Origin of the sequence: Methylobacterium adhaesivum, from assembly GCF_022179065.1 — a bacterium.
GTDB classification, from domain to species: Bacteria; Pseudomonadota; Alphaproteobacteria; order Rhizobiales; family Beijerinckiaceae; genus Methylobacterium; species Methylobacterium adhaesivum.
Map to the genome: position 1 here is coordinate 16984 of NZ_BPQD01000042.1, position 21013 is coordinate 37996.

Annotated in this window: 16 protein-coding genes; 12 read left to right on the plus strand and 4 right to left on the minus strand. The window is 69.5% G+C overall.

Annotated features, from left to right (window positions below):
* The first annotated feature begins 349 nt into the window (after positions 1-349).
* The 8 genes from MFF01_RS20740 to cysG all read left to right on the plus strand — a co-directional run bounded on the left by MFF01_RS20740 (position 350) and on the right by cysG (position 12529).
* Positions 350-1639 carry a CmpA/NrtA family ABC transporter substrate-binding protein gene (locus MFF01_RS20740; protein ID WP_238228243.1) on the plus strand — a complete coding sequence of 430 codons (1290 nt, stop codon included), beginning with the start codon at positions 350-352 and terminating at the stop codon, positions 1637-1639.
* Complete coding sequence (gene ntrB / locus MFF01_RS20745) at positions 1639-2505, plus strand: nitrate ABC transporter permease (protein ID WP_238228245.1); 867 nt, start codon at positions 1639-1641, stop codon at positions 2503-2505. Before MFF01_RS20740 ends, ntrB begins: the two co-directional genes overlap by 1 nt.
* Positions 2506-2516: 11 nt before the next feature.
* A complete protein-coding gene (locus MFF01_RS20750; protein ID WP_238228248.1) occupies positions 2517-3311 on the plus strand; it encodes an ABC transporter ATP-binding protein in 795 nt (264 codons plus the stop codon).
* Between the two features lie 16 nt (positions 3312-3327).
* A complete protein-coding gene (locus MFF01_RS20755; protein ID WP_238228258.1) occupies positions 3328-4557 on the plus strand; it encodes an NAD(P)/FAD-dependent oxidoreductase in 1230 nt (409 codons plus the stop codon).
* A gap of 11 nt (positions 4558-4568) precedes the next feature.
* The gene (locus MFF01_RS20760) at positions 4569-6356 is read left to right on the plus strand and encodes a NirA family protein (RefSeq protein ID WP_238228259.1); all 1788 of its coding nucleotides are present in this window, start codon (positions 4569-4571) and stop codon (positions 6354-6356) included.
* Positions 6353-7951 (plus strand): sulfite reductase subunit alpha, encoded by a 1599-nt coding sequence (locus MFF01_RS20765; RefSeq protein WP_238228260.1) that lies wholly within the window; start codon positions 6353-6355, stop codon positions 7949-7951. The genes MFF01_RS20760 and MFF01_RS20765 overlap by 4 nt, the downstream gene beginning before the upstream one ends.
* A 244-nt stretch (positions 7952-8195) precedes the next feature.
* Positions 8196-10865 (plus strand): nitrate reductase, encoded by a 2670-nt coding sequence (locus MFF01_RS20770; protein ID WP_238228261.1) that lies wholly within the window; start codon positions 8196-8198, stop codon positions 10863-10865.
* Positions 10866-11035: 170 nt separating this feature from the next.
* On the plus strand, positions 11036-12529 hold the full coding sequence (cysG, locus tag MFF01_RS20775; protein WP_238228262.1) for a siroheme synthase CysG: 1494 nt from the start codon (positions 11036-11038) through the stop codon (positions 12527-12529).
* Between the two features lie 24 nt (positions 12530-12553).
* On the opposite strand, the gene MFF01_RS20780 is transcribed toward cysG, so the two are convergent.
* Together MFF01_RS20780 and MFF01_RS20785 are read right to left on the minus strand one after the other, a co-directional pair.
* Positions 12554-13036: a hypothetical protein gene (locus tag MFF01_RS20780; protein ID WP_238228263.1), complete on the minus strand. Its 483-nt coding sequence runs from the start codon at positions 13034-13036 to the stop codon at positions 12554-12556.
* Positions 13033-13950: an acyl-CoA desaturase gene (locus MFF01_RS20785; protein WP_238228264.1), complete on the minus strand. Its 918-nt coding sequence runs from the start codon at positions 13948-13950 to the stop codon at positions 13033-13035. Before MFF01_RS20785 ends, MFF01_RS20780 begins: the two co-directional genes overlap by 4 nt.
* Before the next feature lie 126 nt (positions 13951-14076).
* Between MFF01_RS20785 and MFF01_RS20790 the strand changes: the two genes are divergently transcribed.
* Entirely contained in the window at positions 14077-14421 is a 345-nt protein-coding gene (locus tag MFF01_RS20790) for a metalloregulator ArsR/SmtB family transcription factor (protein WP_238228265.1), read from the plus strand.
* Positions 14422-14515: 94 nt separating this feature from the next.
* Positions 14516-15094 (plus strand): SCO family protein, encoded by a 579-nt coding sequence (locus tag MFF01_RS20795; protein ID WP_238228266.1) that lies wholly within the window; start codon positions 14516-14518, stop codon positions 15092-15094.
* 16 nt (positions 15095-15110) lie between these two features.
* On the opposite strand, the gene MFF01_RS20800 is transcribed toward MFF01_RS20795, so the two are convergent.
* Entirely contained in the window at positions 15111-16967 is a 1857-nt protein-coding gene (locus MFF01_RS20800) for a glycosyltransferase family 2 protein (protein WP_238228268.1), read from the minus strand.
* Positions 16968-17128: 161 nt separating this feature from the next.
* Between MFF01_RS20800 and MFF01_RS20805 the strand changes: the two genes are divergently transcribed.
* Both MFF01_RS20805 and MFF01_RS20810 read left to right on the plus strand, forming a co-directional pair.
* Positions 17129-17950, plus strand: a complete 822-nt coding sequence (locus tag MFF01_RS20805) for a transporter substrate-binding domain-containing protein (protein ID WP_238228279.1) — start codon at positions 17129-17131, stop codon at positions 17948-17950.
* Between the two features lie 160 nt (positions 17951-18110).
* Entirely contained in the window at positions 18111-19790 is a 1680-nt protein-coding gene (locus MFF01_RS20810) for a lysine--tRNA ligase (protein ID WP_238228270.1), read from the plus strand.
* Positions 19791-20133: 343 nt separating this feature from the next.
* On the opposite strand, the gene MFF01_RS20815 is transcribed toward MFF01_RS20810, so the two are convergent.
* On the minus strand, positions 20134-21003 hold the full coding sequence (locus MFF01_RS20815) for an SDR family NAD(P)-dependent oxidoreductase (RefSeq protein WP_238228273.1): 870 nt from the start codon (positions 21001-21003) through the stop codon (positions 20134-20136).
* Positions 21004-21013: the final 10 nt, after the last annotated feature.

The following is a 21013-nucleotide window of genomic DNA, read 5'->3' on the forward strand; positions in this document are numbered from 1 at the left end:
AGCGCCGCGCCCGACAAGGCGCCTCGCCTTGCGTCAGGGTCGGGGGTCGAACCGCCGCCCCTCATCCGCCCGCGAAGGCGTCTCGGCGCCGAGGAAAAAACCTTCTACGCATCAGACCTTTAGGTCCGGGCAAAAACCCGCGGCCACCCCCTCCCACTGGGTCGCAGGCCCTTTGGCACGTCTCCTGCAAAGACCCTCGGGCTCGTCAACGACGACGGGCTTGATCCGTCGGCAAAGCCGCTGACCCGAGACTCCCCCCGACGTGCCTCGTCTGCGCGTCCGATGGATGTGCTTGGTCGGCGGTTTTCTGTTTTGGCGCACTGCAGCCCTGGCGAGGATTTCGGATTCGATGAGTGATGGTTTTCGCAGCAGCCGGCGCAGCGTCCTGAAGGGAGCGACGGCAGCCCTCTCCCTGGCGGCCCTCGCTCGGACAGCCCTGCCCGCCGGCGCCTTCGCGCAGGGCGCGGGTCCCGAGGTGAAGGGCGCCAAGCTCGGCTTCATCGCCCTCACCGACGCGGGCCCGCTGTTCGTCGCGAAGGAGAAGGGCTTCTTCGCCAAGCACGGCATGCCCGACGTCGAGGTGCTGAAGCAGGCATCCTGGGGCACCACCCGCGACAACCTCGTGCTCGGCTCCGAGGGCAACGGCATCGACGGCGCCCATATCCTCTCGCCGATGCCCTACCTCATCACCGCCGGCCGCGTGACGCAGAACAACGTCCCCGTGCCGATGCACATCCTGGCCCGCCTCAACGTCAACGGCCAGTGCATTTCGGTGGCCAAGGAATACCTCGACCAGAAGGTCGGCCTCGACGCCAAGGTGTTCAAAGCCGCCATCGAGAAGAAGAAGGCCTCGGGCAAGTCCGTGAAGGCGGCCATGACCTTCCCGGGCGGCACCCACGACCTCTGGATCCGCTACTGGATGGCCGCCGGTGGCATCGACCCCGACAAGGACATCGAGACCATCGTGGTGCCGCCGCCCCAGATGGTGGCGAACATGAAGGTCGGCACCATGGACTGCTTCTGCGTCGGCGAGCCGTGGAACGCGCAGCTCGTGCAGCAGGGGCTCGGCTTCTCGGCGCTCACCACCGGCGAGCTCTGGAAGGACCATCCCGAGAAGGCCTTCGCCATGCGGGCCTCCTGGGTCGAGAAACACCCCAACGCCGCCCGCGCCCTGACCATGGCGGTGCTGGAAGCGCAGATGTGGTGCGACAAGCCGGAGAACCGCGACGAGTTCGCCGCCATCGTGGCCAAGCGCCAATGGATCAACATCCCGGTGGCCGATGTGGCCGGGCGCATGAAGGGCACCATCGATTACGGCGACGGCCGCGTCGTCGAGAACAGCCCGCACATCATGAAGTTCTTCGCCGACAACGCCTCCTACCCGTACCAGTCCCACGACCTGTGGTTCCTCACGGAGGATATCCGCTGGGGCAAGTTCGATGCCCAGACCGACACCAAGGCCCTGGTCGCCAAGGTGAACCGCGAGGACATCTGGCGCGAGGCGGCGAAGGCGCTGGGCGTCACCGCGATCCCGGCCTCGACCTCGCGGGGCAAGGAGACGTTCTTTGACGGCAAGGTGTTCGATCCGGCCGATCCCGCCGCCTACCTGTCCAGCCTCGGCATCAAGAGGACCGCGTGATGGCCAACACCTCCACCATCGCCGCCCCCGTCGTCACGGTCAAAGCGTCCAAGCCGAAGCGCGCGCCCCTGGTGACCAGGTCGACCCTGAACACCATCGCGAAAAACCTGATCCCGCCGGTGGTGGTGCTCATCGCTTTCCTGGTGATCTGGGAACTGCTGTGCTCGCGGCCGGGCGCCGGCCTGCCGCCGCCCTCGCGGGTGGTGACGGAGGCCTGGGATCTCATCGTCGACCCGTTCTACGACAACGGCGGCACCGACAAGGGCCTGTTCTGGCACATCCTCGCCAGCATCCAGCGCGTGGCCCTCGGCTTCGCCCTCGCCACCGTGATGGGCATCCTGGTGGGCACCCTCATCGGCCAGTCGGAATGGGCCATGCGGGGCCTCGATCCGATCTTCCAGGTGCTGCGCACGATCCCGCCGCTCGCCTGGCTGCCCCTGTCGCTCGCCGCCTTCCGGGACGGCCAGCCCTCCGCGATCTTCGTGATCTTCATCACCTCGATCTGGCCGATCATCATCAACACGGCGGTGGGCATCCGCAACATCCCGCAGGATTACCGCAACGTGTCGGCGGTGCTGCGCCTCAACCCCCTGGAGTTCTTCGCCAAGATCATGCTGCCGTCTGCCGCCCCGTACATCTTCACGGGGCTGCGCATCGGCGTCGGCCTGTCCTGGCTCGCCATCGTGGCGGCCGAGATGCTCATCGGCGGCGTCGGCATCGGCTTCTTCATCTGGGATGCGTGGAACTCCTCCCACATCTCCGAGATCATCGTCGCCCTCGTCTATGTCGGCCTGATCGGCTTCGTCCTCGACCGCTTCGTCGCCTTCGTCGGCACCCTCGTCACCCGCGGCACCGCGACGGCCTGAGGAGCAACCCCATGACCTATCTCAGCATCGAGAACGTCGGCATTTCCTTCACCCGCGCGGGCCGCACCAACGAGGTGCTGCGGGACGTGAGCGTGAAGATCGAAAAGGGCGAGTTCGTCTCGCTGATCGGGCATTCCGGCTGCGGCAAGTCCACGGTCCTCAACATCGTCGCCGGCCTGCTGAAAGCCTCGACCGGCGGCGTGCTGCTGGAAGAGAAGGAAGTGAACAGCCCCGGCCCCGACCGGGCCGTGGTGTTCCAGAACCACTCGCTGCTGCCGTGGCTCACGGTCCGCGAGAACGTGGCGCTCGCCGTGGACAAGGTCTTCAAGGGCAAGAAATCCAAGGCCGAGCGGAACGCCTGGATCGACCACAACCTGTCGCTCGTGAACATGACCCACGCCGCCGACCGGCGCCCGAGCGAGATCTCGGGCGGCATGAAGCAGCGCGTCGGCATCGCCCGGGCGCTGGCCATGGAGCCGAAGGTTCTGCTCCTCGACGAGCCCTTCGGGGCCCTCGATGCTCTTACCCGCGCGCATCTCCAGGATTCGCTCATGGACATCCATGCTCGGCTCAAGAACGCCGTCATCATGATCACCCACGACGTCGACGAGGCGGTGCTGCTCTCCGACCGCATCGTGATGATGACCAACGGCCCCTCGGCCACGGTGGGCGAGATCCTCACCGTCGACCTCGCCCGGCCGCGCCGCCGCCTCGACCTCGTCGAGGACCCCACCTACACCCATGCCCGCGCGGCGGTCCTCGAGTTCCTCTACGCGCGGCACGCCAAGCCGGCCATGGCGGCGTGAGGACCGGGCGCGCGTGATGAAGGACAGACTGGTCGTCATCGGCAACGGCATGGCGTCGTTGCGGTTTCTCGAACGGCTCACGGAACGGGCGCCGGGCCTCTACGACGTCACCGTCGTGGGTGCCGAGCCGCAGGCGGCCTACAACCGCGTTCTGCTCTCGTCGCTGCTCGGCGGCGAGGTGGACGAGGCGGGGTGCGCGTTCCGGGGCCTCGACTGGTACGAGGGCCACGGCATCCGCCTCATCACGGGCGCCCCCGTGACCCAGATCGACCGCGAGAACGGCCTCGTCATGGTCGGCGAGACCCACGTCCTGCCCTTCGACAAGCTCGTGCTCGCGGTGGGCTCCGTGCCGATCCGCCTGCCTAAACCCGGCATGGACCTGCCCGGCGTCCTCACATTCCGCGATCTCGCCGACGTGTCGGCCATCCGCAAGGCGGCGGTGGAGCACGCCCGGGCCATCGTCATCGGCGGCGGCCTCCTCGGGCTCGAAGCGGCGGTAGGCCTCGCGCGCCTCGGCGTCGACACCACGCTGCTCCACGTCATGGACCGCCTGATGGAGCGCCAGCTCGACCACGCCGCCGCCGGCCTCGTGAAGCGGGCCATGGAGGCGCGCGGCGTGCACGTGCTGCTCAAGGCCGACACGGCGGCCATCGAGGGCAACGGCCGGGTCGAGCGCCTCGTCCTGGCGGACGGCACCGTGCTACCCGCCGACCTCGTGGTGATGTCGGTGGGGGTGCGCCCCAACATCGCCCTGGCGCAGGGCGCCGGGATCGAGACCGCACGCGGCATCAAGGTCGACGACCGGATGCAGAGTTCCGACCCCCGCATCTTCGCGCTTGGCGAGTGCGCCGAGCATCGCGGCCAGGTCTACGGCCTCGTCGAGCCCGCCTACGAGCAGGCTGAGGCCCTGAGCCGCCATCTGGTGGGCGAGGAGGCGGCCTATACGGGCACGTCGCTCGCCACCAGCCTCAAGGTCTCGGGCCTGCCGGTGTTCTCGGCCGGCGCCATCGAGGCGCCGGAGGGCTCGGAGACGATCCTCATGAGCGATCCGGGGCTGGGCCTCTACCGCAAGCTCATCGTCGCAGACGACCGCCTGCTCGGGGCCGTCTTCGTCGGCGACATCGCCGAGCAGGGCTGGTGCAAGGAACTCATCCGCACCGGCGCCGCGATCGGCGGTCACCGCGACGACCTCATGTTCGGGCGTCAAGCCTCCTCTCCCCTTGCCCCTCAACCCCTCGCAGCGTGACGGAGGCTTTCATGGCTGACGATTTCAACGCCGAGCAGAAGCGCTACCTCGAAGGTTTCGCCTCCGGCATCTCCGCGGCCCGCCTGACCGGCGGCCTCGCCCTCGGCCAGGCGGCGGCCCCGCCGGCCGAGCCCACGGGGCCGGACGCGATCCACATCAAGGCCCAGGACGCCACAGTGAAGGCCGGCGGCAAGCTCTGCGACCAGGAGAAGTGGAAGCGCGCCGAGAACCCGTTCGACGGCCACAACCGCCTCATCGCGGAAGCCGCCACCGGCAAGGCCCCGAAGCCCGAGGACAATTTCCGCTGGCGCTACCACGGCCTGTTCTGGGTCGCCCCGGCTCAGAATTCCTACATGTGCCGCCTGCGCATTCCCAACGGCATCCTGCACCACTGGCAGTTCGCCGGCATCGCCGATCTCGCCGACGCCCATGGCGGCGGCTACAGCCACGTCACCACCCGCGCCAACCTCCAGGTCCGCGAGATCAGCCCTGAGCACGGTCAGCCGTTCCTCGACGGGCTGATCGACCTCGGCCTCACAGCGCGGGGCGCGGGCGCCGACAACATCCGCAACGTCACCGGCTCGCCGGTGGCCGGCATCGACGCCCAGGAACTCCTCGACACGCGGCCGCTCGCCAAATCCTGGCACAACCACATCCTCAACGACCGTTCGCTGTTCGGCCTGCCCCGCAAGTTCAACGTCGCCTTCGACGGCGGCGGCGTCATGCCGGTGCTGGAGGAGACCAACGACATCGGTTTCCAGGCCGTGCGGGTGCTCGACGGCGCGGCCGTGGAGCCGGGCATCTGGATGCGCCTCGTGCTGGGCGGCATCTCGGGCCACCGGGATCTGGCCCGCGACACCGGCGTGGTCCTCAAGCCCGAGGACTGCAACCGGGTGGCCGACGCCATCCTGCGGGTCTTCATCAAGAACGGCGACCGGACCAACCGCAACAAGAGCCGGATGAAGTACGTCCTCGACGCCTGGGGCTTCGACAAGTACCTCGCCGCCGTCGAGGACGAACTCGGGCACAAGCTCGCCCGGGTCGATCCCACGCATGTCGCCCCGCGCGGCTCCATGGACCGCTTCGCCCATGTCGGTGTCCATAAGCAGGTTCAGCCCGGCCTCAACTGGATCGGCGTGATCCTGCCCGTCGGCAAGCTCACCACCGACCAGATGCGGGCGCTCGCCAAGATCGCCTCGGAATGCGGCGACGGCGCCATCCGCATGACCGTCTGGCAGAACTTCCTGTTTTCCGGGGTTCCGGACGCGAAGGTCGCGGAGGTCCAGTCGCGGGTGGCGGCCCTCGGGCTCACCACGGAAGCGTCGAGCATCCGCGCCGGCCTCGTCGCCTGTACGGGCAACCAGGGCTGCAAGTTCGCCGCCTCCGACACCAAGGGCCACGCCCTCGTCATCGCCGACTACATCGAGGCGAACCTCAAGGAACTCGACGTGCCGGTGAACGTGCACCTCACCGGCTGCCACCATTCCTGCGCTCAGCACTACATCGGCGACATCGGCCTCATCGGCGCTAAGGTCGTCGTCTCGGAGGAGGGCGACACGGTCGAGGGCTACGACATCGTCGTCGGCGGCGGCTTCGGCGATTCCCCAAAGATCGGCACCGAGATCTGGAAGGCCGTGAAGGCCGAGGATTGCCCGGCCCGGATCGAGGCGCTCCTGCGCAGCTACCTCGGAAACCGCCAGGGTCCGGGGGAAAGCTTCCAGGCCTTCACCGCCCGCACGGGTCCCGATTCCCTGCGCCACACCGCCGAAGAGCAACCCGTCCTGAAGGCAGCCGCATGAGCGAGCACGTCACGCCCCCGCTCGTTCTCATCCCCGAGAACGCCCCCTTCAGCCCCGATCAGCGCTCGTGGCTGTCGGGCTACTTCGCCGCCCTCCTGGGCCCCGCCGTCGAAGGCGCCACGGCGCTGGCCCCCGGCGACATGGGCGGCGGCCAAAAACTCGCCGACAACGACGACGCCCCCTGGCACGATCCGTCGATGCCACTGCCCGACCGGATGGACCTCGCCAAGGACCGGCCGGAAGCGCAGAAGCTCATGGCCGCCATGGCGCAGCAGGATTGCGGCCAGTGCGGCTACAACTGCGCCGATTACGCCAACGCGATCTTCCTCAAGAACGAGGAGCGCCTGAACCTGTGCCAGCCCGGCGGCAAGGACACGCTCCGGATGCTGAAGAAACTCGATGAGGAGTTCGGCGCCGGCGGTGGCGCCGCCCCGAAGGCCGCCGGCGACGCCGCGCCCAAGGCCGAACCGACCCTCGGCCCCCTCGGCCTGTGCCGCGAGAACCCCGTCGAGGCGACATTCGTCTCGCGCCTGCGCCTCAACGCGCCGGGCGGCGAGAAGGAGACCTGGCACATCGAGATCGACCTCACCGGCACGCCCATCGACTACGTGGTCGGCGATTCCCTCGGGTTGTTCCCGTCCAATGCCCCGGCCCTGGTCGATGCCGTCATCGCCGAACTCGGCGCCCGCCCCGAGCGCAAGATCGGCGGGCGAACCCTGCGCGACCGCCTGATGATGGACTATGCCCTCGGTGGCGCGCCGGACGGGCTCTACCAGCTCCTCTCGCTCCTCACCTCCGGCGAGGCCCGCAAGAAGGCGCAGGCCCTCGCCGCCGGCGAGGACCCGGACGGCGATGCCGCCCATCTCGACGTGCTCGGCGCCCTGCACAAGTTCCCCGGCGCGCGGCCCGACGCGGAGGTGTTCCTGGAAGCGTTGGACGAGTTGCAGCCCCGGCTCTACTCGATCTCGTCCTCGCCGAAGGCCGACCCCGGCCGGGTCTCCCTCACGGTGGACGCCGTGCGCTACAGCCACCGCTCCCGCCTGCGCCTCGGCGTCGCCTCCACGCATCTCGGCGAGCGCCTGCCCGAGGGCATGAAGGTCCGGGTCTACCTCCAGAAGGCGCACGGGTTCGCCCTGCCGGAGGATCTCTCCAAGGACGTCATCATGGTCGGCCCCGGCACCGGCATCGCGCCGTTCCGCGCCTTCCTGCGCGAGCGCGACGCGACAGGGGCGCCCGGCCGCAACTGGCTGTTCTACGGCCACCAGAAACAGGCGTCCGACTTCTTCTACAAGGACGAACTCAACGGCCTGAAGGACAAGAAGGTGCTCACCCGCCTGTCGCTGGCCTGGTCGCGCGACGGGGCTGAGAAGACCTACGTGCAGGACCGCATGCGCGAGAACGGCGCCGAGCTGTGGAAATGGCTCGAAGGGGGCGCCCACTTCTACGTCTGCGGCGACGCCAAGCGCATGGCCAAGGACGTGGAGCGCGCCATCATCGATGTCGCCGGCCAACACGGGGGCAAGAACCCCGACGAGGCCGTGGCGTATCTCGCCCACCTGAAGAAGACCGGGCGGTATCAGGCCGACGTGTACTGAGGGCGCGAAGAACCCTCCCCCCTCTGCGGGGGCGGGTGGTCGCGGAGCGACCGGGAGAGGGGCGGCGCGACGGTTCTCAATCAGGCCTCGTCACCATCGCCCGGGCTTGTTCGAAACCGTCGTTCCCCTCTCCCGACCCGCATCCGCGGGTCACCCTCCCTCGCAGAGGGGGGAGGGTTTGGCGCGCGCAGGCCCGAGTCTTGCAAACATCACACGATCGAACGAACCCGCCGAGGCTCACGCCATGAACGCGCACGTCCAGGCGCCCACCACCGTAAAGACCACCTGCCCGTATTGCGGCGTCGGCTGCGGCGTGCTCGCCACCCCGGACGGGCAGGGCGGCGTCGCCATCGCCGGCGACACCGGGCATCCGGCCAATTTCGGCCGCCTCTGCTCCAAGGGTTCGGCTTTGGGCGAGACCGTCTCCCTCGACGGTCGCCTGCTGCACCCGCATGTCGATGGCGCGCGCACGAGCTGGGAAGCCGCATTGGGCACCGTCGCGGGGTCGTTGCGAAAAATCGCCGAGCAGCACGGACCGGATTCCATCGCCTTCTACCTGTCGGGCCAGCTCCTGACGGAAGACTATTACGTCGCCAACAAGCTCGCGAAGGGCTTCCTCGGCACGCCCCACGTCGACACCAACTCGCGCCTGTGCATGTCGAGCGCGGTCGCCGCCCACCGGCGCGCCTTCGGCTCGGACACGGTGCCGGGCTGCTACGAGGACCTCGACGAGGCCGACGTCATCGTGCTGGTGGGATCCAACACCGCCTGGTGCCACCCGATCCTGTTCCGCCGGATGATCGACGCGCGCCAGAAGCGCGGCACCAAGCTCGTGGTGGTCGATCCCCGCCGTACCCAGACGGGGGAGGAGGCCGACCTGTTCCTCGGCCTCGAGCCCGGCACCGACACCGCCCTGTTCTCGGGCCTGCTGGTGCATCTCGCGGCCACCGGCGCCGTCGACGCCCGTTATGTCGCCGACCACACCAGCGGCTTCGACGGCGCCCTGGAGCGCGCCGCCGCCATCGCGCCGAGCGTCGCCGCCACGGCCGCCGCCACGGGCCTCAGCGAGGCCGACGTCGCCGCCTTCTTCGCGCTGTTTTCCGGCACGGAGCGCGTGGTCACGGCCTTCTCGCAGGGGGCCAACCAGTCGGCGCAGGGCACCGACAAGGGCAATGCGATCATCAACTGCCACCTCGCCACCGGCCGCATCGGTCGGCCCGGCGCCGGGCCGTTCTCCCTCACCGGCCAGCCCAACGCCATGGGCGGACGCGAGGTCGGGGGGCTGGCCAACATGCTCGCCGCCCACATGCACTTCGCCCCCGAGGAGGTGGACCGCGTCCGCCGGTTCTGGAAAGCGCCCAACATCATCACGGGCGAGGGCATGAAGGCGGTGGCCCTGTTCGAGGCGGTGGCACGGGGCAAGATCAAGGCCCTGTGGGTGATGGGCACGAACCCAATCGTCTCGATGCCCCGGGCCGACGCCATCCGCGAGAGCATCAAAGGGCTCGATCTCTACGTGGTCTCCGAGGCCGTGGCCGACAGCGACACGGCGCGGGCGACGGGAAAAAAGACCGTCCTGCTGCCGGCCCTCGCCTGGGGCGAGAAAGACGGCACGGTGACGAATTCCGAGCGCCGCATCTCGCGCCAGCGGGCCTTCCTGAAGCCGCCGGGCGAGGCGCGGGCCGATTGGGCGATCATCGCGGATGTGGCCAAGCGCCTCGGCCACGGCGCCGCCTTCGCCTACCCGAATGCCGCCGCCATCTTCCGCGAGCACGCGGCCCTCTCGGCCTACGAGAACAACGGCACCCGCGACTTCGACATCGGCGGGCTCGCCGACATCCCGGACGCCACCTACGCGGGCACGCTTCCCCTGCAATGGCCCCTTCCGAAACGCGGCAAGGCGAAGGCACGCCTGTTCGCCGACGGCCGGTTCTACACCTTCGACGGGCGCGCCCGCTTCGTCGCCGTGCAGGCGCCGGCCCTCGCGCAAGCCGTGACGGAGGCCGAGCCCTTCGTCCTCAACACCGGCCGGGTGCGCGACCACTGGCACACCATGACGCGCACGGGAAAGAGCCAGCGGCTCTCGGCCCACCGTGCCGTGCCGTTCGTCGAGATCCACCCCGACGACGCAGCCCGCCTCGGCGTACAGGAGGGCGATCTCGCCCGGGTCTCCACCCCCCACGGCTCCGCAATCCTCGAGGCGATGCTGACCGACGGCGTGCGCCGGGGCAACCTGTTCGCCAGCTTCCACTGGAGCGACGCCACGGCCTCGGATGCCCGCGTCGGCGCCCTCGTGCGCGGCGTGCCCGACCCCGTCTCGGGCCAGCCCGAACTCAAGGCGACCCCGGCGGCCCTGACCCCGGCGCCTTATCGCAACCGCGGCTTCCTGCTGACGCGGGCCGAGTACACGCCGCCTTCGGGCTGGTGGTGGGCGCGCGCCACGGTGGAGGGTGGCTCGGGGCTTCAATTCGCCACGCAGGAAAGTTCGCGCGCCGTTGCCCTCGCCATGCGTGGCCTGTTCCAGGGCCTGGAACTTGCCGAATACGCTGACCATGCGAGGGGGCATTACCGCTGCGCCGTCTATGACGGGGCCCGCCTCGTCGCTTGCCTCGCATTGGCCCCGAGCGCGGCCAAGCCTGGCTGGGAGGCAGCCAAGGCCTACTTCGCGCAGGCCGAACCGGAGCCGGCCGCCCGCCGCGCCCTGCTGTCGGGCCGGGCGGAATCGGCCTCCGCCGGTCCCACGGTCTGCGCCTGCCACGGCGTCGGCCTCGACGTCATCACGGGCGTGATCGCCGCCGGCGCCGGATCCGTCGAGGCGGTGGGCGCAGCCTGCAAGGCCGGCACGAATTGCGGCTCGTGCATCCCAGAGATCCGCAAGCTGCTGCCGCAGGTGCTTGCGCGCAACGCAGCATAGGCTCACTTTCACGAAGAACCTCACCCTCCCCCCTTGCGGGGGAGGGTGGTCGCGAAGCGACGGGGAGAGAAGAGCGCCGTTTCCAGACAACGCGCTCCCCTCATCCGACCCGCTTCGCGGGCCACCTTCTCCCGCAGAGGGGAGAAGGAATTCGCGTAACGGACACGTTGATGAGCAGCTCCCGCCAGCCCCGCGAAACCCGGCCCGCCAGCCCCGAGTCCACACGCGGTGCAGGCCCGGCCGGCCTCGAACCCTTGGCCGTCCTGCCGGTCTTCGTGCCGCTGCAGGGCAAGCGCGCGGTGCTCGCCGGCTCCAACGGCGGGGCGCCGTGGAAGGTGAAGCTCCTCGCCGCCGCCGGCGCCGACGTAGACGTCTACGCCCCCGAGCCCAGCGACGAGTTGCGGGCCGTACCGGGCGAGATCGTGGCCGGCTCCGTCACCCTGCACGAACGCCAGTGGCAGGAGACCGACCTCCAGGGCGCGGCCTTCGTCATCGGCGCCATGGAGGACGAGGCCGACTGCATCGCCTTCGTCGCGGCCGGGCGACGGGCGGGCGCCATCGTCAACGCCGTCGACCGCCCGCATCTCTGCGACGTGAAGTTCGGCGCCATCGTCAACCGCTCGCCCATGGTGGTCGGCATCTCGACGGAGGGCGCCGCCCCGGTCTTCGGTCAGACCGTACGCGCCCGCATCGAGGGCATGCTGCCGCGTGGCTTCAAGGCGTGGATCGGCGCCGCCCGCGACTGGCGCGAAGAGGTCACCGCCCGCTTCCACGGCTTCTCGGACCGGCGCGCCTTCTGGGAGCGGTTCACGGACCGCGCCTTCGCCGAACCCGACCGGGTGCCCACCGACCGGGATCTCGCCGAGCTGCTGGGCGAGACCGAGGCCGCGCCGAAGGGCGGCGCCGTCACCCTCGTGGGCGCCGGGCCGGGCGACGCCGAACTCCTCACCCTCAAGGCGCTCAGGGCCCTGCGCAACGCCGACGTGATCCTCTACGACGACCTCGTGGCGCCCGAGATCCTCGATTATGCCCGGCGCGAGGCCCGCACCATGCTGGTGGGCAAGACCGGGCACGGCCCGTCCTGCCGCCAGGACGACATCAACGCCCTGATGGTGCAGCTCGCCAAGTCGGGCAAACAGGTGGTGCGGCTGAAATCCGGCGACCCTCTGGTGTTCGGCCGGGCCGGCGAGGAGATCGACGCCTGCCGGCAGGCGGGCGTGCCCGTCGCCATCGTGCCCGGCGTCTCGGCGGCGCAGGGGGCTGCGGCCTCGCTCGGCGTCTCGCTAACCAATCGTGACGCGGCGCGACGCCTGCAATACGTCACCGGCCACGACCGGCGCGGGGGCCTGCCCGAGGACCTGAATTGGGGGGCGCTCGCCGACCCGAGCGTCACCACCGTGGTCTACATGCCGAAAAAGACCCTACGGGTGCTGCTGGAGCGGGCCATGACCGAGGGCCTCGCCCCCGGCACACCAGCGCTCCTCGTGTTCAACGCCACTCGGCCGAACCAGCGCGTGGTGGAAGCCAGCGCCCTCGACCTCGCCGACCGGGTCGAAGCCTCGGGCTTCGAGGGCCCGGCCCTGCTCATGGTCGGCGAGGCCCTGCGCCGGACGGGTGCCGATGCGGTCCTGGCGACGATGGAGCCGGACAAGCTCGCGATCTGATCCGGCCCCTGCAGGGACGGCGAATCAGACCCGCCGCCGCTTTCGAACGGCCGATAGGACGTAGAAGGCCACGCCGGACCCGCCCGGCCCGAAGAGAAAAAGCAGGTTCTCTTTGGCTAGGATCGCCGCGGCGAGGCGGCGAAGTAACCCCTGCGCGGCGGCGGCCGGGCTTGCGGACGTCGACGCCATCACCCCGCAGGCGAACAGCCACACGATGATCGGCGCCGCGAGGCTCCACGTCAGGAGGTGCCGTTCGATCGACCGCCTCAGCAGCACGCCGCACACGATCGCGATGACGATGAGTGGTCCGGCAAGGATCAGAGCGAGCTCGAGGACGATCATCGCCACGGCGAATGCGCTTAGGGCGCCGACGAACAGGGAACTGTCAGACGATGGATCGCCATGGTCGGCGTGCGCCAGAACCAGCAGCACCGAAACGACCACGCCGACGAATCCCGAAAATGCGATGCGGACCGAGATGGGCCATGAGGCAGAGCTGCCGATCATGACGGGCTCTCCGCTCGCCCGAGGCGGCGAAGCCCCGCGCGCCGCATCAGGTCCCCCGGCTGCTTAAGGTCCCAGACCAACCCGAGCCGACGCATAGCCAGCAGCACCCACCAGCCCGGATCGTGCTGGCCGGGCTCGAGCCCGAGCCGGGCGGAATCCGGCCAAGCGTGGTGATTGCCATGCCAGGCCTCGCCGAAGGTGACGAGGGAGGCCGACGGCAGGTCGTGCCCCTGGACCGCCACGCCATCGACGGCCCAGCCCTGCGGGCCCCGGCGATGGGTGAGGTGGCCGACGAGCCAGTGCCCGGTGAGGCTGACCGCGATCCGCACCGGAATGCCCCAGACCAGCCACGGCATCCCCCCGATCCAGAAGAACAGCAGGGCCCAGGGAAGCTGCTGCGCCATCCAGGTCGCTTCCAAGAAGGCGAGCCCCCGATGCTGGGCTAGCCGCGCTTCCGGCACGAAGCGTGGCGGATGCGTCAGCACGAGGCGGCAATGCATCTGCCACCAGGCATCGCGCAGAAAGCCGGCCCTGTGCGCATGCAACGGATGGCACGCCGTCTGGCGTTGCGCCCAGTCGCGGGTGTCGTGAAGTTGCACCATGCCCAAGGGGCCGGCCATGCCGACCAAGGTGCCGAGGTAGACGAGACCGTACTCGACCCAGGGCAGGGCGGCGAAGCTGCGGTGGATCAGCAACCGGTGCATCCCGATGGAGTGCCCGGCGCAGAGCGTCACCGCGCTGGTGACGAAGAACAGCAACACGGCACCGGGCGTGACGAAGATCGGGCCCAGCATCAAGGCCGCTGCCGTCATACCGCCGACCCAGAGGGAGCGCGCTGGCGCCCAGACCACGCGCCCCTCGGTGGCCGATGTGGCGGCCCCTGCGACGAGTCGCGGTGTCGAAACGCATTCCATGAAACCCTCAGTGCATAACAATTAGGTAATTACCTAAATAAGGTACCGTCAAGTTTGTCAATGGTTAGTTCAGCACCTAAATGTCAGACGGACATCGTCCCGTGCTCATCGAGTCGCCCCCATCCCATGCAGCGCGTCTTCGAAGCTCTATCCTCCGCCGTGCGCAGGAAAATCCTCGCCTACCTCGCCCACAGCGAACTCAGCGCGGGCGAGATCGCCGGGCGCTTTTCCATGTCGAAGCCGTCGATCTCGCAGCATCTCTCGGTGCTCGAAGCGGCCGGCCTGATCGTTAGAGAGAAGCGCGGGCAGTTCGTGTTCTACCGACAGGTGGAGGACAGCCTCCTCAACACCCTCAACGGCTTCGTGCAGGAGGCCTGCCCAGTCGGACGGCCCCTCCGGCGCGAGAGTGCCGCCCTGGCCGAAGTTCGGCGCAGAGAGGCGGCCGACGCGGACGGTTCGGATCGCTCGTGAAGGGCGCCGGGAGGCCAGTGACGGTTTGATCGATTGCTCGGGTCTGGCGCCTGTGGTCAGAAGCCATCTTCCTTCTCGACCGCAAGGCTTTCCCATGCGCCGTGCCCTGCCGCTCATCCTCTTCGCCATCGGCCTCGTCGCTCTCGGCATCGCCGCCGTGGTCGTGCTGGTGCCCAAGGCCAACGTGGCCACGGCCAGCAGCGTCGGCGGCCCGTTCACCCTGACGGATCAGGACGGACGACGCGTCACCGAGGCGGATTTCGCCGGCCGGACGCACCTCGTGTTCTTCGGCTTCACCCATTGCCCGGACGTGTGCCCGACGACCCTGCAGCAGATCGGGGACGTGCTTCAGGCCCTCGGGCCGAAGGGCCGCGACGTGAAGGCCCTGTTCATCGCCGTGGACCCCGAGCGCGACACCCCCGCCGCCCTGAAGTCCTATCTGGCGAGCTTCGATCCGCGCATCGTCGGGCTGACGGGCACGCCCGAGGAGGTGGCCGCCGCCGTGAAGGGCTATCGCGCCTACGTCCGCAAGGTGCCGACGAAGGACGGCGACTACACCATGGAGCACACGGCCCTCGTCTACGTCATGGACGGCCAGAACCGCTTCGTGAACGCCCTCAACCTCGCCCGCCCGCCCGAGGCCGCCGCCGCCGAACTCGCCAAGATGCTGTGATCACGAGATGCTGTGGTCAACCGACGCGGTTCAGCGCACCGCTGCGGGAGCTGCGGGACAGGCCGTGCTCGGTCTTGTTCCAGCGGTCGGGGGCGAGGATGAGTTCGACGAGCCCGAGCCAAGCCCCGGCGCTGACGAGGAGGAAGTAGGCCGGCATCGCGGGCACGTAGGGCAGCAGATCCCACCAGCCTCGGCGCACGCAGCCGAAGGCCGCGGGCAGCAGCATGGCGAGAAACCCGGAGAGGAACACCGTCATCGCCGTGCCGGTGGGCAGGTTGACCCAGAAACCGGCCTGTGGCTCGACCCCGGCGAACAGAAACCGGTAGGCGGCGTGCCCCATGAGGAACGGGTAGGCGAGGGCGCAGACCACGGTGCCCGGCACCAGGGCGAGGGCGGCGAGGCTCCCCAGGGGGCCGAGGTCCCGCAATGTTCGGCCCGGATGGCGACCATGGGTGAAGCTCGTCTGGATGAAGCCCTTCATCCAGCGGGCGCGCTGGAGCAGCCAAGCCCCGAGAGTGACCGGGGCTTCCTCGAAGGTACTGCTCGGGAGGTCGCCGACCCGGTACCCCGCCCGGGCAAGGCGCAGGCCGAGATCCGCATCCTCCGTGACGTTCCAGGCATCCCATCCGTGGACGGCGCGCAGGATATGGGTGCGGAAATGCGTCGAGGTGCCCCCCAACGGGATCGGGAGGTTCCAGGCCGCGAGCGCCGGGATCAACACGTCGAACAGGGCCGCGTATTCGAGGGCGAAGCATTTCTGCAAGGGGCCGTCGCGCTCATTGTCCATGACCAAGCGGCCCTGGAGACAGGCGGTGCGCGGATCGCTGCGGGCGAACCGTTCGGCGGCGGCGCGCAGCTGGCCCGGATCGGGCACGTCCTCGGCATCGTAGACCACGAGGCAGCTGCCGCGGGCGAGGGGCAGGGCGGCATTGAGGGCACGCGGCTTCGTGCGCGGCAGGCCGGGCGGCACCACCACGATCTCCGCCCCCGGCGGCAGGGCGGCCCCCGCCAGGGCGGCGGCAGTCTCGGTGTCGTGGGCTTCGATGACGAACTTGAGATCGAGCTTGGCCGCCGGATAATCGAAGGCCGACAGGGCGGCGGCGAGACGCGGCACCACGGCCGCCTCCCGGTGCAGGGCGACGAACACCGTGTAGATGGGCAGATCGGCGTCGGCCAAGGGTCGGGCCGCGTCCGCGTCGTCGTCCTCCATGCCGACGGCCGCGACCCGCAGGGCGACCATGGCCAGCAGCACGAGCTGGGCGACGGTCCACAGGCCGAGGACGAGGGCGGGCGGGAGTTGGAGCATCGCCAGGGCGACGACGCCCGCGACGAGGCCCGCGATGGCGAGCGACGGTCCCATGGGCCGGGCCTTCAGGGCCCAGTCCGGCCGGTGGACCTGCAGCGCGTCGGCCGCGTGGGCGGCGATCCCCTTGGGGTTGGCGGCGAAGATCGCCGCCCGCAGGGCGCCCGGTGTCGTCAGGGCGGGCATCCGGCCCGTAGGGCTGCGCCCGCGCAGCAATTCGGCGATGCCGCCGCCGCGTGGAGCGAGGACGAAGGCGGCGGGCGCGCCCCGCTCGAGGGGGGCGACGCCGGCCACGAGGCTGTCGGGGTAACGCGCGCCCGGCCCCAGGGGAATCGAACCCGCGAGGAAGGGGGTACCGAGCTCCGCCGCCAGGGCCCGGTAATAGGCCTCCTCGCTGAGGTCCCCCGTGGCGAGGAGGGCGCTCGACCCATCGATTCCCCAGGCGCGGGCACGATCGGCGGCCCGGGCCAGCACCGCCGGATCGACGCCGTGGCCGAGGAGAAAGGCGAGGTCCGGCGGCAACGGCGAGATGCCGGTTTGCGACGCGAAGGGGAAACCGAGGATCGACAACGGGATCGCCTCCCGATGGCCCGAGAACGTGCTAGGGAGACGGCGTGAGCCAGACCGTTTCCGCGCACAACCAGCGCACCACGAACACAACCCAGAGGTCAAGACGCCGCCGGTTCTTCCCGGTGGCTATCGGCTTCGCCATGGGAATGTTGGCCATGGGAATGTTGGCCCTGGATGCGCCGAGCGCGGGGGCCGAGCCGGCTCCGGCGGGGCAGGGCGTCGGGATCCCCAATTTCTGGAATCCCCGTGCCCGCCAGGAGCGCATCGACGCCCCCCAGCCGGGCCGTACGATCCGCTTCCTCACGGACGACGAGTTCCCGCCCCTTCACTTCCCCGGCCCGGACGGCACGCCCACGGGCTTCTCCGTGGAACTCGCTCGCGCCGTCTGCGAGAAGCTCGCCCTGACCTGCACGGTGCAGGCCCGGCGCTTCGACACTCTCCTCGACGCGCTGGCCGACAAGCAGGGCGACGTGGTCGCCGCCGCGATTCCCCTGACGCCGGCCCTTCGGGCGCGCTTCCTGGCGACACGGCCGTATTTCCGCTGGCCGGGACGGTTCGTCGCCCGCACGGACAAGGGACTGCCGGTTCCGTCCGCCGCAACCCTGGCCGGGCGCAGCGTGGGCGTCGTGGCGGGCAGCGCGCACGCGGCCTATCTCGCGGCGTTCTTCCCCAAGGCCACCGTGCGCGACTTCACCGATCTGGCCGCCGCCGAGGGCGCCCTGCGGCGGGGTGAGGTGGACTACGTCTTCGCCGACGGACTCAACCTCGCCCTGTGGGTCGGCGGGATCGAGTCGGCCCAGTGCTGCGCCTTCATCGGCGGCGACTACCTTGAGAACCGCTATTTCGGGGAGGGGATCGGCCTCGTCACCCGCCCTGAAGACGCGGCCCTCGCCCGCGCCCTCGACGACGCCCTCCAGCGGGTGTGGGACGACGGCAAGTACGCCGAACTCTACCTGCGGTTCTTTCCCGTCAGCCCGTTCTGAATCCGCATGTCCCCGGCCGGGGACATGCGGCGGGACGCCGTCTTGGAGGACGGCACCCGGGCTCGTCGTGGCCGGAGCGGGATAGCGTTGGCCTGCCGGCGCAATCCTGCTTAGGGTGGCGCCCTTCGCCAAAGCGCTCACTGGAACTCACCCCGGCCTCATGTCGTCCCCGATCTCGTCACCGCTCGTCCTCGATCCCGCCCTCTTGGAAGCCGCCGCCACCGCTACGGCGTGGCCGTTCGAGGAAGCGCGCAAGCTGCTGGCACGGCTCGAGCGGCGCCCCAAGAGTGAAGTGCTGTTCGAGACCGGCTACGGTCCCTCGGGCCTGCCGCATATCGGCACGTTCGGCGAGGTGGCGCGGACCTCGATGGTTCGACACGCCTTCCGGGTGCTGACGAAGGACAGCGTGCCGACGCGGCTCATCGCGTTCTCGGACGATATGGACGGCCTGCGCAAGGTGCCGGACAACGTGCCGAACAAGGAGATGCTCATCGGGGCGCTCAACCAGCCCCTGACGCGGGTGCCGGATCCGTTCGGCACGCACGACAGCTTCGGCGCCCACAACAACGCCGAACTGCGCCGCTTCCTCGACGCCTTCGGCTTCGACTACGAGTTCCGTTCGGCCACCGAATGCTACCGGGCGGGACTGTTCGACGAGGCGTTGCTGACGGTGCTGGAGCGCTACGAGGCCGTGATGGCGATCATGCTGCCGTCGCTCCGGGCCGAGCGCTCGGCGAGCTACTCGCCGTTCCTGCCGATCCATCCGGTCACCGGCGCGGTGATGCAGGTCGCCATCGACGAGGTGCGGCCGAACACCGGCACCCTGGTCTGGCGCGACCCGAAGACGGGGGAAGCCTACGAGACCCCCGTGACCGGCGGCCACGCCAAGCTGCAGTGGAAGCCCGACTGGGCCATGCGCTGGGTGGCGCTCGGCATCGACTACGAGATGGCCGGCAAGGACCTCATCGATTCCGTCAAGCTGTCGGGTGAGATCGCCCGGGCCTTGGGCGGCGAGCCGCCGGAGGGCTTCAACTACGAACTCTTCCTCGACAAGGAGGGGAAGAAGATCTCGAAGTCGAAGGGTAACGGCCTGTCCATCGATGACTGGCTCGTCTACGGCACCGCCGACAGTCTCGCCCTGTTCATGTACAACAAGCCCCGCGAGGCCAAGCGCCTGTTCGTCGAGATGGTGCCGCGCCAGGTCGACGATTATCTCGGCTTCCTCGAGAAGTTTCCCGGCCAGGAGCCGACGCAGCAGCTCGGCAATCCGGTCTGGCATCTCCATGCTGGCCGTCCGCCTGCGGCGGAGGCGGTCGGCAAGGGCGGCGCCCTGAACTTCGCCATGCTCCTCAACCTCGCGGCGGTGGCCAACACCGAGGACCCGGCGGTGCTGTGGGGCTTCATCCGCCGGTACGACCCGACGGTGGGACCGCAGACCCACCCGGTGCTGGCGCGACTCGTCGGCCATGCGCTGGCCTATTACCGCGACGTGGTGCGGCCACAGAAGACCTACCGGACGGCAACGGAGACCGAGGCGGCGGCCCTCAGCGACTTGGCCGAGACCCTGGCGGCGCACGAGGGTTCGATCGATCCGGAAGGGTTGCAGGCCGTCGTCTACGAGGTCGGCCGCCGGCACTTCCCCGACCTGTCGGGCAAGGCGAAGAGCCCGGACGGGCGCCCCGGCGTGTCGCAGGCTTGGTTCACCACGATCTACAACGTGCTGTTCGGAGAGGCGCGCGGCCCCCGTTTCGGCTCGTTCGTCGCTCTCTACGGTGTTGCCGAGACGCGAACGCTCATCGCGAAAGCTCTATCAGGAGCATTCGTCTCGCCAACCGCCTGAACGTGCAACAAAAACCCACACCCCGGCCCTCCGGCGCATCATTGTGCTTGTCGGCGGCGGGGTGTGCGGTTAGAAGCCTGTCGCACCGAGACAAAAAAAGGCCGCCCCGGTGGGAGCGGCCCGAAGTCTAGGGAGGAAACGCCCAAGAAGGGCACACTGTGGCGACGCCATCGCCGCAGTGCATGTATGTGAAATGCCATTTTGCACTGCACCCGACAACGCCTGGAATTGGCGGAGGGGGTATGCGCAAAATGCAGGGAATCGTTTTCACCTTGACCGTAAGGGACCGTTTGGCCGTCTCGATGCGGTTCAGGCCACGTCGTAGGAGCACAACGGGGATCGCTCAAACCGCCGCCCGCGGCAGACCGAGCTGATCGAGGCTCAGCCGCCACACTCGCTCCTGAAGATCAGGGTCGGCGGCGCGACGCGAGGTCGGCGTGGGTCGGGACCGGGCGAAGTACTGCCCCGTGACCCCATCGAGGTCTGGGGCCGTCGCCACGTGGAGCGACGTGCGCGCGCCCTCTTCGGGCGGCTTCATGAACGGCCGGACGAGGCGCCAGCCCAGGCCGAACCAGCCGCCGGTATCGCCGGCAAATCCGCTCGCGATGACGCCGGGATGCAGGGCATTCACGGTCACGCCGGTCCCCGCCAGCCTACGGGCGAGGGCGGCCGTGAACAGCACGTTGCCGAGCTTTGCCTGGGAATACACCGCCATGGCGGAGAAGCGGCGCGCGTGCCCGATGTCGTCGAACGCGATCCGGCCACGTCGATGCGCCGCCGAAGCGACGTTCACGATGCGCGACGGGGCGCTCGCCTTGAGGAGATCGAGGAGTTCGAGGCTCAGAAGCACGTAGGCGAGGTGATCCAGCGCCCAGGTGCGCTCGATCCCGTCCCGCGTCAGCGCATGGCGATCGAAGATCGCGCCGGCATTGTTCACGAGCACGCCGAGGCGCGGATAGAGCGCTCGGACCTCCTCGGCGAGGCGCCGGACCTCAGCTTGCACGGAAAGATCGGCCGTGAACGGATCGACCCGCGCCTCCGGGACGGCGGATCGGATGCGCTCGGCGGCGGCTCGGGTCCGCGCAGCATCACGCCCGACGAGGCCGACCCGGAAACCCTGCCGGGCCAGCCCCAGGGCGGTCTCGAACCCGATCCCAGAGGTGGCGCCGGTGACGAGGGCGATCTTGTCCTGCACCGGCGCCACCTCCGTCATGGACTCTCGG

What these genes read in the sequence shown, in the direction of transcription:
- MFF01_RS20740 (WP_238228243.1), top strand. Translation starts at nt 350, where the DNA reads ATGAGTGATGGTTTTCGCAGCAGCCGGCGCAGCGTCCTGAAGGGAGCG.
- ntrB (WP_238228245.1), top strand. Translation starts at nt 1,639, where the DNA reads ATGGCCAACACCTCCACCATCGCCGCCCCCGTCGTCACGGTCAAAGCG.
- MFF01_RS20750 (WP_238228248.1), top strand. Translation starts at nt 2,517, where the DNA reads ATGACCTATCTCAGCATCGAGAACGTCGGCATTTCCTTCACCCGCGCG.
- MFF01_RS20755 (WP_238228258.1), top strand. Translation starts at nt 3,328, where the DNA reads ATGAAGGACAGACTGGTCGTCATCGGCAACGGCATGGCGTCGTTGCGG.
- MFF01_RS20760 (WP_238228259.1), top strand. Translation starts at nt 4,569, where the DNA reads ATGGCTGACGATTTCAACGCCGAGCAGAAGCGCTACCTCGAAGGTTTC.
- MFF01_RS20765 (WP_238228260.1), top strand. Translation starts at nt 6,353, where the DNA reads ATGAGCGAGCACGTCACGCCCCCGCTCGTTCTCATCCCCGAGAACGCC.
- MFF01_RS20770 (WP_238228261.1), top strand. Translation starts at nt 8,196, where the DNA reads ATGAACGCGCACGTCCAGGCGCCCACCACCGTAAAGACCACCTGCCCG.
- cysG (WP_238228262.1), top strand. Translation starts at nt 11,036, where the DNA reads ATGAGCAGCTCCCGCCAGCCCCGCGAAACCCGGCCCGCCAGCCCCGAG.
- MFF01_RS20780 (WP_238228263.1), bottom strand. Translation starts at nt 13,036, where the DNA reads ATGATCGGCAGCTCTGCCTCATGGCCCATCTCGGTCCGCATCGCATTT.
- MFF01_RS20785 (WP_238228264.1), bottom strand. Translation starts at nt 13,950, where the DNA reads ATGGAATGCGTTTCGACACCGCGACTCGTCGCAGGGGCCGCCACATCG.
- MFF01_RS20790 (WP_238228265.1), top strand. Translation starts at nt 14,077, where the DNA reads ATGCAGCGCGTCTTCGAAGCTCTATCCTCCGCCGTGCGCAGGAAAATC.
- MFF01_RS20795 (WP_238228266.1), top strand. Translation starts at nt 14,516, where the DNA reads ATGCGCCGTGCCCTGCCGCTCATCCTCTTCGCCATCGGCCTCGTCGCT.
- MFF01_RS20805 (WP_238228279.1), top strand. Translation starts at nt 17,129, where the DNA reads ATGTTGGCCCTGGATGCGCCGAGCGCGGGGGCCGAGCCGGCTCCGGCG.
- MFF01_RS20810 (WP_238228270.1), top strand. Translation starts at nt 18,111, where the DNA reads ATGTCGTCCCCGATCTCGTCACCGCTCGTCCTCGATCCCGCCCTCTTG.
- MFF01_RS20815 (WP_238228273.1), bottom strand. Translation starts at nt 21,003, where the DNA reads ATGACGGAGGTGGCGCCGGTGCAGGACAAGATCGCCCTCGTCACCGGC.